General features: G+C 64.9%; 17 protein-coding genes. 9 read left to right on the forward strand and 8 right to left on the reverse strand.

The annotated features are described in order from the left end of the window. Positions 1-14: 14 nt before the first annotated feature. Positions 15-911: a branched-chain amino acid aminotransferase gene (locus tag MK313_RS02160; RefSeq protein WP_008946007.1), complete on the reverse strand. Its 897-nt coding sequence runs from the start codon at positions 909-911 to the stop codon at positions 15-17. A gap of 113 nt (positions 912-1,024) precedes the next feature. On the opposite strand from MK313_RS02160, the gene MK313_RS02165 reads away from it, so the two are divergent. The 4 genes from MK313_RS02165 to MK313_RS02180 all read left to right on the forward strand — a co-directional run bounded on the left by MK313_RS02165 (position 1,025) and on the right by MK313_RS02180 (position 4,971). Beyond that, the gene (locus MK313_RS02165) at positions 1,025-1,591 is read left to right on the forward strand and encodes a MarR family winged helix-turn-helix transcriptional regulator (RefSeq protein WP_121221144.1); all 567 of its coding nucleotides are present in this window, start codon (positions 1,025-1,027) and stop codon (positions 1,589-1,591) included. Continuing rightward, complete coding sequence (locus MK313_RS02170) at positions 1,588-2,292, forward strand: response regulator (protein WP_008946009.1); 705 nt, start codon at positions 1,588-1,590, stop codon at positions 2,290-2,292. Before MK313_RS02165 ends, MK313_RS02170 begins: the two co-directional genes overlap by 4 nt. A gap of 7 nt (positions 2,293-2,299) precedes the next feature. Next, positions 2,300-3,622, forward strand: a complete 1,323-nt coding sequence (locus tag MK313_RS02175) for an ATP-binding protein (protein WP_287779944.1) — start codon at positions 2,300-2,302, stop codon at positions 3,620-3,622. An 80-nt stretch (positions 3,623-3,702) separates the two neighbouring features. After that, positions 3,703-4,971 (forward strand): hypothetical protein, encoded by a 1,269-nt coding sequence (locus MK313_RS02180; protein ID WP_121221138.1) that lies wholly within the window; start codon positions 3,703-3,705, stop codon positions 4,969-4,971. A gap of 6 nt (positions 4,972-4,977) precedes the next feature. On the opposite strand, the gene MK313_RS02185 is transcribed toward MK313_RS02180, so the two are convergent. The 5 genes from MK313_RS02185 to MK313_RS02205 form a co-directional block, all read right to left on the reverse strand. Next, a complete protein-coding gene (locus MK313_RS02185; RefSeq protein ID WP_287779945.1) occupies positions 4,978-5,502 on the reverse strand; it encodes a hypothetical protein in 525 nt (174 codons plus the stop codon). Between the two features lie 119 nt (positions 5,503-5,621). Continuing rightward, on the reverse strand, positions 5,622-5,960 hold the full coding sequence (locus tag MK313_RS02190; RefSeq protein ID WP_008946013.1) for a tRNA-binding protein: 339 nt from the start codon (positions 5,958-5,960) through the stop codon (positions 5,622-5,624). Positions 5,961-6,094: 134 nt separating this feature from the next. Then, positions 6,095-6,535, reverse strand: a complete 441-nt coding sequence (locus MK313_RS02195) for a phasin family protein (protein WP_008946014.1) — start codon at positions 6,533-6,535, stop codon at positions 6,095-6,097. A gap of 140 nt (positions 6,536-6,675) precedes the next feature. Further along, the gene (locus MK313_RS02200) at positions 6,676-7,248 is read right to left on the reverse strand and encodes a TetR/AcrR family transcriptional regulator (RefSeq protein WP_287779946.1); all 573 of its coding nucleotides are present in this window, start codon (positions 7,246-7,248) and stop codon (positions 6,676-6,678) included. Positions 7,249-7,335: 87 nt separating this feature from the next. Continuing rightward, a complete protein-coding gene (locus MK313_RS02205) occupies positions 7,336-8,259 on the reverse strand; it encodes a LysR family transcriptional regulator (protein WP_183077992.1) in 924 nt (307 codons plus the stop codon). A gap of 130 nt (positions 8,260-8,389) precedes the next feature. Between MK313_RS02205 and MK313_RS02210 the strand changes: the two genes are divergently transcribed. The 5 genes from MK313_RS02210 (at position 8,390) to MK313_RS02230 (ending at position 12,121) form a co-directional block, all read left to right on the forward strand. Further along, positions 8,390-8,812, forward strand: coding sequence for a winged helix-turn-helix domain-containing protein (locus MK313_RS02210; RefSeq protein ID WP_287779947.1), 423 nt, complete (start codon positions 8,390-8,392; stop codon positions 8,810-8,812). Between the two features lie 77 nt (positions 8,813-8,889). Continuing rightward, positions 8,890-9,693, forward strand: a complete 804-nt coding sequence (modA, locus tag MK313_RS02215) for a molybdate ABC transporter substrate-binding protein (RefSeq protein WP_287779948.1) — start codon at positions 8,890-8,892, stop codon at positions 9,691-9,693. Between the two features lie 37 nt (positions 9,694-9,730). Then, the gene (modB, locus tag MK313_RS02220) at positions 9,731-10,399 is read left to right on the forward strand and encodes a molybdate ABC transporter permease subunit (RefSeq protein ID WP_287779949.1); all 669 of its coding nucleotides are present in this window, start codon (positions 9,731-9,733) and stop codon (positions 10,397-10,399) included. Then, positions 10,396-11,517 (forward strand): ABC transporter ATP-binding protein, encoded by a 1,122-nt coding sequence (locus MK313_RS02225; RefSeq protein ID WP_287779950.1) that lies wholly within the window; start codon positions 10,396-10,398, stop codon positions 11,515-11,517. Before modB ends, MK313_RS02225 begins: the two co-directional genes overlap by 4 nt. 7 nt (positions 11,518-11,524) lie before the next feature. Further along, a complete protein-coding gene (locus MK313_RS02230) occupies positions 11,525-12,121 on the forward strand; it encodes a nucleotidyltransferase family protein (protein WP_287779951.1) in 597 nt (198 codons plus the stop codon). Here MK313_RS02230 and MK313_RS02235 read toward each other — a convergent pair. Both MK313_RS02235 and MK313_RS02240 read right to left on the reverse strand, forming a co-directional pair. Further along, positions 12,091-12,654: an HNH endonuclease gene (locus MK313_RS02235; protein WP_008946022.1), complete on the reverse strand. Its 564-nt coding sequence runs from the start codon at positions 12,652-12,654 to the stop codon at positions 12,091-12,093. The genes MK313_RS02230 and MK313_RS02235 overlap by 31 nt on opposite strands. Positions 12,655-12,826: 172 nt before the next feature. Then, positions 12,827-13,477, reverse strand: a complete 651-nt coding sequence (locus MK313_RS02240; RefSeq protein ID WP_287779952.1) for an alpha/beta hydrolase — start codon at positions 13,475-13,477, stop codon at positions 12,827-12,829. Positions 13,478-13,543: the final 66 nt, after the last annotated feature.

Below are 13,543 nucleotides of genomic sequence, written 5' to 3' on the forward strand. Positions count from 1 at the left end.
CCGAGTGGAATACCCTACTCGGCGGCCTTGGCGGCCGGTGCGCGGCGCACCTCGGCGCTGTAGTCGTCCATCAGGTTGCGGACCATGTCGCCGACGGTGAAGCGGTAGGGGCCGATCTCGCCGACCGGCGTCACTTCCGCTGCAGTACCGCAAAGGAAGCACTGCTCCGCCTTCTCCATCTCTTCCGGCATGATCGCGCGTTCGACGACCTTGATGCCCCGGCGCTTCGCCAGCTCGATCACGGTGCGGCGGGTGATGCCATCCAGGAAGCAGTCCGGGGTCGGTGTGTGCAGCTCATCGCCGAAGGCGAAGAAGATGTTCGCACCCGTCGCCTCGGCCACCTGGCCGCGATAATCCAGCATCAGCGCGTCCTGATAGCCGTCGCGCTCCGCCTTGTGCTTGGACAAAGTGCAGATCATATACAGGCCCGCCGCCTTGGCTGCCGTCGGCGCGGTATTCGGCGCCGGACGCCGCCAGTCGGAGATGGCGAGGCGGATGCCCTTCTGCCGCAGTTCCGGCGCGAAGTAGGACGGCCAGACCCAGGTTGCGATGGCCAGGTGGATCTTGTTGTGCTGCGCCGAGACGCCCATCATCTCGCTGCCGCGCCAGGCAACCGGGCGGATATAGCCATCCACGATCCCGTTCGCGGCGACCGTCTCCATCTTGAAACGGTCGATTTCCTCGACGGAATAGGGAATCTTGAAATCCATCAGCTCGGCGGAGCGGACCAGACGGGCCGAATGTTCGGTGGATTTGAAGATGCGCCCTTCATATACACGTTCGCCCTCGAACACGGCGCTGGCATAATGCAGGCCGTGGCTGAGGACATGGAGCTTGGCATCGCGCCAGGGGATGAGCTGACCATCGAACCAGATGGTGCCGTCGCGGTCGTCGAAAGGAAGGAGTGTCATATCTATGCGATTCCTGCCCAGGGGTTACAAGATATTTGATTTGGCGTTTCTAGGGTTAGATAATTACCCAAATCATGAGTCGGGTAATAACATTCTGTTCGATATACGTCAATATGGTTGACATAAAAACCCGCGCAAACCCCCTGTTCCTCCGCGAGGAGGAGTTGCGCCAGGGGATCGAGCTGCTGTTCTTCGCCTATCGCGACTTCACCGCCGAGCCGGACAGCATGCTCGCCGAACTCGGCATGGGCCGGGCCCATCACCGCGTCATCTATTTCGTCGGGCGGCATCCGGGCATCACCGTCACCGACCTGCTGCGCATCCTGAAGATCACCAAGCAAAGTCTCAGCCGGGTGCTGAGCCAGCTGGTGCGCGAGGCCTATATCGAGCAGCGCCAGGGCCGCACCGACCGGCGGCAGAAGCCGCTGCACCTGACCGAGAAGGGCGTGGCGCTGGAGCAGGCGCTGACCGCCAACCAGCTGACCCGGATCGCCGGGGCCTACAAGGCGGCCAGCGCCGAGGCAGTGGAGGGGTTCTGCAAGGTGCTGCTCGGCATGATCGACGAAAGCGACCAGCGCCGCTTCATCAGGGCGGGCCGTCCGCAGGGCCAGGAGGCGGCAGGCGCTTCAGGCGGTCGGGTTGCCGCCGGCCAGGCCGTGCGCGGGCGCGACGGAAGATGAGCGCCGCGCCGCCGCATATCCTGGTGGTGGATGATGATGGGCGGCTCCGTGACCTGCTGCGCCGCTATCTGAGCGAGAACGGCTTCCTGGTCAGCACCGCCGCCGACGCGGCGGAGGCACGCGCGAAGCTGGAGAGCTTCTCCTTCGACCTGCTGGTGCTGGATGTGATGATGCCGGGCGAGAGCGGGCTGGACCTGACCCAGGATCTGCGGCGCGCCGACGCGCAGACAGGGGCAGTTCCGATTCTGATGCTGACCGCGATGGCAGAGGCCGAGGACCGCATTCACGGGCTGGAGCGCGGCGCCGACGATTACCTGACCAAGCCGTTCGAGCCGCGCGAGCTGCTGCTGCGCATCCGCACCATCCTGCGCCGCGTCAATGGCGCCGCCCCGGCGCGGGCGGTAGGCGCTCCGGTTCTGCTCGGCGGGTTGCTGTTCGATGCCGAACGGCTGGAACTGCGCGGCCCGGGCCGCACCGTCCGGCTGACCGAGGCGGAGGCAGCGCTGCTGCGCGCGCTGGCGGAAAACCCCGGCGCCACGCTGACCCGCGACGATCTGGCGCAGCGCCTCGACCTGACCGGCAATCCGCGCACGGTGGATGTGCAGGTCACAAGGCTGCGCCGCAAGATCGAACCCGACCCGCGCTTTCCACGCTATCTGCAGACGGTGCGCGGCAAGGGCTACGCGCTGCTGCCGGACTGAGGCCGCGATGGCCCGCCTGACCCCGTTCATCAAGCGCTTCCTGCCGCGCAGCCTGTTCGGCCGGTCGCTGATGATCATCGTCACGCCGATGATCCTGGTGCAGGTCATTTCCACCTATGTCTTCTATGACCGGCACTGGGACCTCATCACCAGGCGGCTGTCCGGTGCGGTGGCCGGCGAGCTGGCCTTCGTGGTGGAACTGCTGGCCGAGGAGCCCAGCATCGAGGGCAACGAGCCGATCTTCGAGATGTCGCGTCGGCATTTCTGGGCCGAGCTGACCTACCGTCCGGGCGACATCCTGCCGAATGAGACCCTCGTGCCGAGCGGGTTGCTGGAGGAGAAGCTGACCCGCGAGCTGAACCAGCGGGTGAAATTCCCGCATCGGCTGGATGCGCGGTCGATCGAACGTCATGTGAAGATCAGCGTACAGCTGCCCAATGGCGTGCTGGATTTCACCACCACGCGCGACCGGCTGTTCAGCTCCACCACCTATGTCTTCCTCATGTGGATGGTCGGCAGCTCGCTGATCCTGTTCGCCGTCGCCGTGGTCTTCATGCGCAACCAGATCCGCCCGATCCGGCGGCTGGCCGCTGCCGCCGACAGTTTCGGCAAGGGCAGCGACGCGCCCGGCTTCAAGCCGGAAGGGGCGGTGGAGGTAAGGCTGGCCGCCAGCGCCTTCATCCGCATGCGCGACCGCATCCAGCGCCAGATCAGCCAGCGCACCGAGATGCTGGCCGGCGTGTCGCACGATCTGCGCACGCCGCTGACGCGCATGCGCCTGCAGCTCGCCATGATGCCGGGGGGCGAGGACGCCGAGGCGCTGCGCCAGGACATCGCCGAGATGGAGCAGATGCTGGAGGGCTATCTCGCCTTCGCGCGCGGCGAGGGGACGGAGCAGGCACAGCCTGTCGATCTCGACCGGCTGCTGCGCGAGGTGACAAACGATGCACGGCGCGGCGGCCGGCGCGTCGTACTGCGCTCGGAGGAGCCGCTGACACTGACGCTGCGGCCCAACGCCTTCAAGCGGGCGCTGACCAACCTGGTGCAGAATGCCTGCCGCTATGGCAAGGCGGTGGAGGTGTCGGCCCGGCAGATGGATGGCCATGTCGAGATCGCCATAGACGATGACGGCCCCGGCATTCCGCCGGAAAAGCGGGCGGAGGTGTTCAAGCCGTTCTTCCGCTTGGAAGGATCACGCAATCCGATGACCGGCGGTGTCGGCCTTGGCCTCACCATCGCCCGCGACATCGTTCTGGGCCATGGCGGCGAGCTGGTGCTGGGCGACGCGCCGCAGGGCGGCCTACGCGCCACAATCCTGCTGCCAGTGTGATCGGCCCCTGTAAAAACATAAAAAGCGATGTAATTTGGGTTGTGCGGCGCTCAGGATAGGGCCGTGTCCTGGAGAAGATAATGTACAGCCTTGTTGCCGACAGTACAGTTTTCCCATATCGGGCAATGGTTTATATCGAAGTCGGTTATGCTGATACGACGACGAAGACACGCGGCAGCGGGGTGGTGATCGGCACGAATGACGTGCTGACAGCAAGCCATGTCTTGAATAGTGCGACTTTCGGGCCAGCCACCAGCGTGACTATCATTCCTGGGATGAACGCGGCCGGAAATCCGTTCGACACCTTTGCCGGCGTGAACTTCACGTCGAACGGCGTCATTACGGAAGCCGTGGAGATCTCACGGGATGTCGCCGTCATCGGACTCTCCACCAACATTGCCGCAATTACCGGAAGTCTCGCTGTCAATGCTGCGCCGCTGGATCGTTTCGTGACGATGACGGGGTATCCAGGCCAGGAAGGGCGGGTGATGACGGAGCAGACCGCTTTTGCCATCTTTCGCGATTCTCTTTTGTCGATGGACGACATTACGGAAGTGAACGGATTCGAGACGTTGGGCGGCCACAGCGGTGCGCCTTACTGGTATCAGGAAAGTGGAATTTATCAGGTCGGCGCCATTCATTTCGGGTCGGTCGGAACCTCGAAAGTCGCGTCGAGCATCGCCCTGAATTATGACGATATCATCTTCTGGGGACTGCAGAATGACAGCCTCTTGGGTGGTGTGGCGCATCATCGGTACGGTACCGCGCTTGACGACCGTATGGTGGCGGAAACATCCGGAGCATTGTTGTTTGGCGGTGGCGGCAACGACACGCTGATTGGCGGGGAAGGGCAGGCGACCCTGATCGGCGGGACTGGCAATGACAGTGTTCAGGGCAGTGCGAGCCACGACTACATCGACCTGCTGGGCGGTGGTGACAATGTGGCGAATGGCCAGCGCGGCGGCGATACGCTGATCGGCGGCGCTGGCGACGATGTGCTGCGCGGCGGCAAGGGCTTCGATTCGCTGGTCGGTGGTGCCGGCGATGACACGCTCTATGCCGGGCTGGGGCAGGACACGCTGACCGGCGGCAATGGGGCGGACCTGTTCGTGCTGCGCGGCTACGATCCAAATTTTCCGGGTGCGCTGCTGAATCCTACCGTCACCGACTTCGTGCGCGGCACCGATGTCATCGGGCTGGAGGGTATCGGCCAGGCGCAAGTCGAATCGGCGCTTGCCCTGCAGGACAGTGTATCGGGCGGGGTGGCCTTCCAGGTGGGCGGCGCGACGGTCACGGTACTGGGCGTCACGGCACTCGATATCGGTGATTTCGTGTTCACCGGTTTCTGAAGCTGCTCATTTTCCGGAAAAAGCGTCCCGGTCCAGCGCCTCATAGACGATGATGCTGATGACGTGATCGACCGTGCGGCCATCGCTGGCGAGCGGGAAGTGGCAGACCTCAATGCTGGAGAAGTCCAGCCGGAATTTCAGCCTCGGCTTGCCGCGCCGGAACACCAGGCAGCCCGTCTCAACCACCTGTTCCCTGTCGGCAATGGGATAGCGCGGCGATGGGTCTTCCGCCGTGACGAACTCGTCCAGATAGCGGCCGATGATCGGGCGGTCTACGGATTTCAGGACTGTGTCACCAGCCACCTTCACCAGAAAGCGGTACTTCATATCCGGCGTGTCACTGGGCACCACTTTGGCCAGCACGATGTCGGGCAGCAGGCGCGGCAGTTCGATCGGGTCGAAGGCATCGCGCCCCGGCAGCCGGTCCTGCGGGTGCAGCTTCCGGAAATAACCCAGAAACTCGCGCACATTCTGTGCCTGTGACTGGGCGAGCGCTTCATCGAGCGCCTTGAGGTTCGGGTGCGTCCCCATACAGAGTTCCCTTGGGGGTAAACGGCTAAATTTCACCGCACTATCCGGCAGATATATTGAATTTTAGTTAAATGGACCTTTTGTGCCGGCCGGAAAGTGCCCGTGGCGGCTAAAACCCCTTAATGCAGGCGCCCGCCATTCGGGACGGCGCGGTCCACATCGACCAGAACGACCGCGCCCTGCGCGTCGGGGAAGCCCAGCACCAGGCATTCCGACAGGAAAGGGCCGATCTGCTTGGCCGGAAAATTAACCACGGCGGCGACCTTGCGGCCCAGCAACTCCGACATCGTGTAGCGCACCGTCACCTGCGCGGAGGTCTTGCGCACGCCGATTTCCGGTCCGAAGTCGACCTTCATCTTGAAGGCTGGCTTGCGCGCCTCGGGGAAGGGCGAGACCTCGATCACGGTGCCGACGCGGATATCGACTTTCAGAAAATCGTCGAAGGAAATCGTGCTCATGGATTCGGTCTGCTTCACTGTGATTGCTGCAAGAACAAGGGCAGTATCGGCGCCGTGGCGGCAAAAGAGAAGGGCCGGCCTGCGCCTGTGCGCAAGCCGGCCCCGGTCTCAAAAAGGCCGGGTATGGGGTCCGGTTACTTCTTCGCAGCCGCGTCGATGGCCTTCTTCACCTCATCCAGGCTTTCGGTCATGCGCTGGTTGATGAGGTTGACCGCCTCGCTGTTCGACTTCGAAACCATCTCCGACAGCTCGCGCATGTTGGCCAGGGCCTTTTCCATGGCGACCTTCATGACCTCGGTCTGCTTGGCGATGCGCTGCTCCGGCGTGCCATTGGCCATCAGGTCGGAGGCAACCTTGGTCGCTTCCTCCATCGACTGGCGCAGGATTTCCGCCTGACGCTGTGCGACAGCCTGCATGCCCTCGAAAGCCACGCGGTTGGCGTTGGTCAGCGCTTCCATGTTGCGGCGCTGGGCCGACAGCAGGGTGTTCACGTCAACGCCCGGCATGCGGAAGTCGGCGAAGAATTTGGTGAAATCCATCTCGGGGAAGGACGGGTACGCGCTTTTGGCGGCCATGTTGCATTCTCCGTTGCTTGTTTGTGTCAGCCGATTGCTGCAATGCAAGATGCGCCGGAAGCTACAGTTAACGCTTATTCACGTCAATATTATGTGTGCATTGCAACATAAACGAAACAAGGTTTGCTTAACCATGTTTTCTAGCGACCGATTCCGCCTGTCCAGCCTTCCAGGCGGCTAAGATTCTTGTCCAGGCTGGCAGCGGTCTTGCTTAGATCCGGGCTGTCATCGTTCAGCCAGACCCGCAGGGACAGCGCATAGAGGCCGGCCAGCGCCCGCACCCGGAGCATGCCCTTCAGCCCGTGATCGTCCAGGCCGGCGGCGCGCAGCATCCAGCGCATCGACATTGTCGCCTGCTGGGCGAGGCAGGCCGCGGTGACGGGATCGCGCGGCAAATCCTTCACGATGGCAGCAATCGCCTCGCGCTGCGGGCGCAGTGCCTCGAAACGGCGCATCAGGACGTCCAGCAGCCGATCGCGCACCGGCTCCTCCGCATCTTCCGGGTCGGTGCCGGCCAGCACTTTTTCGTCGATGCGCCGGGAGAAGGCGACGAGGATCGCGGTCTTGGAGGCGAAGACAGGGTAGAGTTCGGCGATCTTCAGCCCGGCCTTGGCCGCGATCTCGGCATAGCTGGTCTTTTCCCAGCCCTGCTCTTCCGCGAGCGCCATCGCCGCTTCGATTGCCCGGCCTTCGATGTCTGTCTTGCGTGCCATGGAAAGCCTTTCCGTTTGCTTTCCCTGATATAGGCGCTCTTGCCAGCCTTTCCAGACGAATCGCTCCGTCCGTCGTCGCCGATTCCTTTATTCGGCGGCCAATGGTCGGGTCGTTTGCTGCGGTGCGCCGTTCAGGGCGGGTGCGCAGCGCCGGAATTCCTTCTGCATCCAGTCGATGACCGTGCGGATGCGCGGCAGCGGCCGCAGATCGGGATGCACCAGCAGCCAGAAATCGGCGGCGAGGGCCGGAATGGGCTCGGGCGATACGCGCACCAGCCGGTCGTCGATATCGCCCAGGAAGCAGGGTAGGATACCGACGCCGGCCCCGGCGCGGATCGCGGCATGCTGAAGATGGATACGGGAGGCACGTACCTGGGCGCTGCGCTCGCCCAGCTTGCCGGTCAGCCAGGCCATGGTGCTGAAATATTCGTGCGGTGCGTCGAAGGAGACGAAATTGCAGCTTTTCCAGCGCCGTTCGTCCAGCGCTTCCGGGTTGGCGTCGGCATAGTCGCGGGCGGCATAGAGCGTGCCCTGCATGGTGCCAAGGCCAACAGCCAGCAGGTCGCCGCGTTCCGGCAGGCCGTGGCGGACCATCAGGTCGGCCTCGCGCCGGGCAAGATCGGGGTCGCTGTGGGTTTCCGACAGTTCCAGGATGATCGCTGGGTTGTTGCGCGCGAAGTCGCCCATCCGCTCGGCCAGGAAGGCGGCTCCCCATTCGCCGGCATAGATCTTCACGATTCCTGCCGTGTCCTCGGCATAGGCGGCGCGGCGCCGGTCGATGGCGGCGGCGGTCTCGGCCATGCTCTCGGCCAGCGGCATCAGATCGCGCCCGGCGTCGGTCAGCAGGTGGCCGTCGGGCGTGCGCTCGAACAGCAGCACATCAAGATCTGCTTCCAGCGTGCGCAGCCGGCGCAGCACTGTCGGCTGGGTCAGCGCCAGCTCACGCGCCGCCGCCCGCAGGCTGCCGCCGCGTGCTACTGCCAGAAAGACTTTCAGATCGCTCCATTCCATGCGGATTAGAATAATACGAAATGACATGATCGGGCGATACAGATTCGTATCACCCCCGAACGGGATGTCCCCGCTGGCCGGCTTGCCGCTATAGTGGCGCCATGCGTTCAAGTGTTTTCCGGGGACGAGCATGAAGGCCGTGGGGGTTACCCGCCAGCCGCCGCAGCGGCGGGGCGGCGACAGCGAGACGCGGCTGACGATTCGCGTCGATTTCGGCGCGCACGGCGCCCTGGGCCCAGGGAAGATCCGGCTGATGGAGCTGATTGGCGAGAAGGGGTCGATCACCGCGGCCGGCCGGGCCATGAAGATGTCCTACCGCCGGGCCTGGCTGCTGGTCGATACGCTGAACCGGATGTTCCGGGAACCGCTGATCGAGACCCAGCATGGTGGCTCCGGCGGCGGCGGCGCTGTGCTGACGCCGCTCGGCCAGCGCGTTGTCGCGCTGTATCGCGGGATTGAGGCTGGGGCGTCCACGACTGCCAGCGCCTCTCTGGGTGAGCTCGAGGATGCCTTGTCGAACGAGCTTGCGTCCGAGAGCGATATATCCGGCTGAAAATATCGTTGTGCTGCCCGGAAGATCGCGTCAGGATATCGATATATCCAATTGAGCATATCGATGGGATGCACAGGATGGTCTCTCTTTTCCGTTTGGTCTGTTCCCTGTTGGCGCTGGTGATGCTCCCCGCTGTCAGCCTGGCACAGTCCGGCACAGCACCAGTTACGGCACCTCCGGTGATCGCCTCGGCAAACAATCTGCAGTTCGCCATTGAGGAACTGGCAGAGGCCTTCCGCGCCGAGACCGGTCAGGCGGTGCGGCTGGCGATGGGGTCGTCCGGCAATGCCTCCCGGCAGATCCGCCAGGGGGCACCCTTCGAACTCTTCCTGTCGGCGGACGAGGATTACGTGCTCGACCTCGCCCGCGACGGCTTCACCCGCGACGAGGGCATTGTCTATGCAATCGGCCGCCTGGCCATCGTGACACCGAAAAATTCGCCGCTGAAAGCCGACGGCACGTTGCAGGACCTTGCAGCCGCCCTGGCGGATGGGCGGCTGACCCGCTTCGCCATCGCCAATCCGGAGCATGCGCCCTATGGCCAACGCGCCGTCGAGGCACTGCGTCACAAGGGGCTCTGGCAGGCCATAGAGCCGAAGCTGGTCTATGGCGAGAATATTTCCCAGGCAGCGCAGTTCGCCCTGTCGGGCAATGCACAGGGTGGCCTCGTCGCCTATGCGCTGGCGCTGACGCCACAGGCCCGGCAGGCTGGGGCTTACGCGCTGGTCCCGCAGGAGTATCACTCGCCGCTGCGCCAGCGCATGGCGCTGACGAAAAAGGCCGGCCCCGCAGCGGAACGGTTCTATGCCTATCTGCAGACGCCACCGGCGCGGGCCATCTTCCGCAAATACGGGTTCCTGCTGCCCGGCGAATCGGGCTAAGACGGGCGTACGGGTAAACCGGAAGCGGGGGCTTTGCATGGACTGGACCGCTCTAGGGCTGTCGCTGAAACTGGCGGCGATCACGGTCCTGTTCCTGCTGCCCATCGGCATCGCGCTGGGCCGGTTACTCGCTTACCGGGACTTCAGGGGCAAGGGGCTGGTCGAAGCGCTGGTGGCGCTGCCGCTGGTGCTGCCGCCGACGGTGTTCGGCTATTACCTGCTGGTCGCCTTTGGCGCCGCCTCGCCGCTGGGCCAGCTGTGGGAAAGCCTGTTCGGCAGCCAGCTCGTCTTCACTTTCGAGGGGCTGTTGCTAGCCTCCATCATCTTCAACCTGCCCTTTGCGATTCAGCCGATGCAGCGCGGTTTTGAGGCCATCCCGCCGGAAGTGCGGGAGGCCGCAGCCTGCTGCGGCATGACGCCGTGGCGGGCGCTGGCGCGGGTCGAACTGCCGCTGGCTTGGCCGGGCATCCTGACGGCGATGGTACTGAGCTTCGCGCACACGCTGGGCGAATTCGGCATCGTGCTGATGGTCGGCGGGTCGATCCCTGGCGAGACGAAGACCATCGCCATCTCGATCTATGACCGGGTGCAGGCCTTCGACGATGCGGCGGCCGGGCAGATGTCGGCGCTGCTGCTGGCGCTGTCGCTGGTGGTGATTGCGCTGACCTTCGCCTTCTCGCGCCGCATCGGCCGGAGGCTGGGATGAACGTCGGAATGGGCGCTGGGGCGGGGCTGGAGGTTTCCCTGCACCAGCCGGGACCGATCCCGCTGACGGCAGAGTTTCGTTGCGCGTCGGGCGAGTTGCTGGCGCTGGTCGGGCCGTCCGGCAGCGGGAAATCGACGGTGCTGCGCGCCATCGCCGGAGTCTACCGTCCGCAATGCGGCCATGTCGCGGTGAATGGCGCGCGCTGGTTCGACGGCGCCGCCGGCCTGTGCCTGCCGCCGCACCGCCGTGCCGCCGGCATGGTATTCCAGAGCTACGCGCTGTTCCCGCACATGAATGCGCAGGAGAACATCATGGCGGCGATGGGTCATCGCGCGCCAGGGGAGCGGGCGGAGAAGGCGGCCGAGCTTCTGGAGATGGTGCATCTGGGCGGGCTGGAACGCCGGCGGCCGGCGGAACTGTCAGGCGGGCAGCAGCAGCGCGTTGCCGTTGCCCGCGCGCTGGCCCGCGATCCGCAAGTGCTGCTGCTCGACGAGCCCTTCTCCGCCGTGGACAAGGCAACCCGCCAGCGGCTCTATCGCGAGATTGCAGAGCTTCGGCGCAGCCTTGCCATGCCCATCGTGCTGGTCACGCACGATCTTGACGAGGCGATCATGCTGGCCGACCGGATGGCAGTGCTGTATCGCGGGCGGACCCTGCAGACCGGCACGCCGCTGGAGGTCACGACGCGTCCGGCCTCGGCGGAGGTCGCCCGGCTGGTCGATCTGCGCAACCTGTTCGCCGCCACGGTGCTGGGCCATGAGGCCGCGCGCGGCTTTACGGTGCTGGACTGGAACGGCAGGCGTCTTGAGGCGGCGCATAATCCGGATTTTGCGCCGGGTGCTTCTGTATCCTGGGTGGTGCCGGACGGTTTCGTGGTGCCGCACCGGCGTGACCGCCCGTCGCGGGGCGAGCATGAGAACCCGGTCGCCGGCACGCTGGAAACCTGCCTGGATGTCGGGCCGCTGACCTATCTGACGCTGCGCCCGGACGACGACGCCACGCATCCGCTGCATTTCTCCGTGCCCTCGCATGTTGCGCGGCGCAACGGTTTCGCGCCGGGCGCGCCGGTCACGGTCAGCCTGCTGGCCGAGGGCATTCATCTGATGCCCGCGAGCTGATCCGGCCATGAGCGACCGCCTGATTTCCCTGATGCTGGCGAACCCGGTGAACCGGGCCATCCTGGAACGCTTGCCGGCGCTGGACCTGTATCAAGCCTGCCTGGTCGCTGGGGCGCTGGCGCAGAGCGTGTGGAACGGCCTCGACCGGCGCCCGCCGCAGGCCGGTATCAAGGATTACGACATTTTCTATTTCGATGATGCCGATACCGGCTGGGCGACGGAGGACGCGGCGATCAGCCGGGTGCGGGACGCGTTTGCCGACCTGGCTGTCGAGATCGATGTGAAGAACCAGGCGCGGGTGCATCTCTGGTACGGGGATCGCTTCGGCGTGCCCATCGCACCGCTCAACAGCGCGCTTGATGGCGTGGCGATGTTTCCGGTGCGCGGCACCTGTCTGGCGCTGCAGCCCGGCGCGGCGGGACCGGTCCTGCATGCGCCCTATGGCACGGCGGAGCTGGAGGCGGGGCTGCTGGCGGATAATCCGAACTGCCCGGATCGCACCGCCTTCCGGGCCAAGGCGCAAAGTTACCGCGCGCGCTGGCCGTGGCTGCGGATCGTGGAAGGAGCGAGCGGTCAGCCCTCTTCCAGCTCGGTATCCCAGTAGAGGTAGTCCTGCCAGCTGCGATGCAAATGGTTGGGCGGGAAGCCGCGGCCATTCTGCTGCAGCTCGAAGCTTGTCGGCTGGCGCGGCGGTTCCAGCGGCAGCATGCCGATATCGCGCGGCATGCGGTTGCCCTTGAACAGGTTGCACGGCCCGCAGGCGGTGACGACATTCTCCCAGCTGGTGCGACCGCCGCGCGAGCGCGGGATCACATGGTCGAAGGTCAGTTCCTGGGTGGAGAACAGCTCGCCGCAATACTGGCAGCTGAAGCGGTCGCGCAGGAACACGTTGAAGCGGGTGAAGGCGGGGCGCCGTGCGGCGGGCACATACTGCTTCAGCGAGATCACGCTGGGCAGCCGCATCTCGAAAGTGGGGGAGCGCACCAGCTGGTCGTAATGGGCGAGGATATTGACCCGGTCCAGGAACACCGCCTTCACCGTGTCCTGCCAGTTCCACAGCGACAGCGGATAATAGCTGAGCGGCCGGCAATCGGCGTTCAGCACCAAGGCAGGCCAGTCGTTCGCAAGCGACGTCACGGCACCCTCCCGTCCGGTTGCTGCGATCCTGACGCACCGCAGCGATCAGAGAAGTGTAATTTAGATAGCCTGCCGCAAGGGGAAACACAACAACTAGGTGCTGTGTTTCACGTGCCTACCGAATTTTGTAACACAATGACAATAAACAGCGAATCCTGATGCTCCTGCCGCCTCAGTCCGCCAGGACGCGCTGGAGGAAGGCGCCACCGGCTTCCAGCCCGGCCGGGTCGATGCCATGGCCAAGGCCGGGGCAGCTCAGCGTCTCCACCGGCACGTCCAGCGATTCCAGCCCCTGCTGCGACAAGGCGAGGCTCTCATAGGGCACGATCGCGTCTTCCGTGCCGTGCACCAGCAGCACCGGCGGACGCGAGGCGATCTCGCCGGTCAGCGTGCCGTCATCGATCAGCCGGCCAGAATAGCCGACCACGCCGGCCACCGCGCGTTTACGGCGGGGTGCGGTGAACAGGCTCATCATGCAGCCCTGGCTGAAGCCGACCAGCGCCAGCCGGTCCTCGGTCAGCTTGTGGGCGGCCAGCTGCTCGTCGATAAAGGCGTCGAGGATCGGCCAGGCGGCGCGCACGCCGGCCACGACGCGCGCGGGCGTGCGGTCCTGCAGGCTGAACCACTGGTAGCCATAAGGCGCCATGTCGCAGGGAAAGGGCGCGTTCGGCGAGACGAAGGCGACATGCGGCAGCAGCCGCGCCCAGTGCGGGGCGAGGCCAATCAGGTCATTGCCGTCCGCCCCCAGCCCGTGCAGCAAGATGACGAGGCCGCGCGCGGGCTTGCCGTCGGCGGACGGAAGGGAGGGACCGGAAAGCTGCATCGAGTGTCTCTCATACTGTCTTGGTTCCAGATGCCCCCTCCTAGCACAAAGCGCTTCGGTGCCGAA

This window comes from Oceanibaculum sp., assembly GCF_022449305.1.
GTDB lineage: Bacteria > Pseudomonadota > Alphaproteobacteria > Oceanibaculales > Oceanibaculaceae > Oceanibaculum > Oceanibaculum indicum.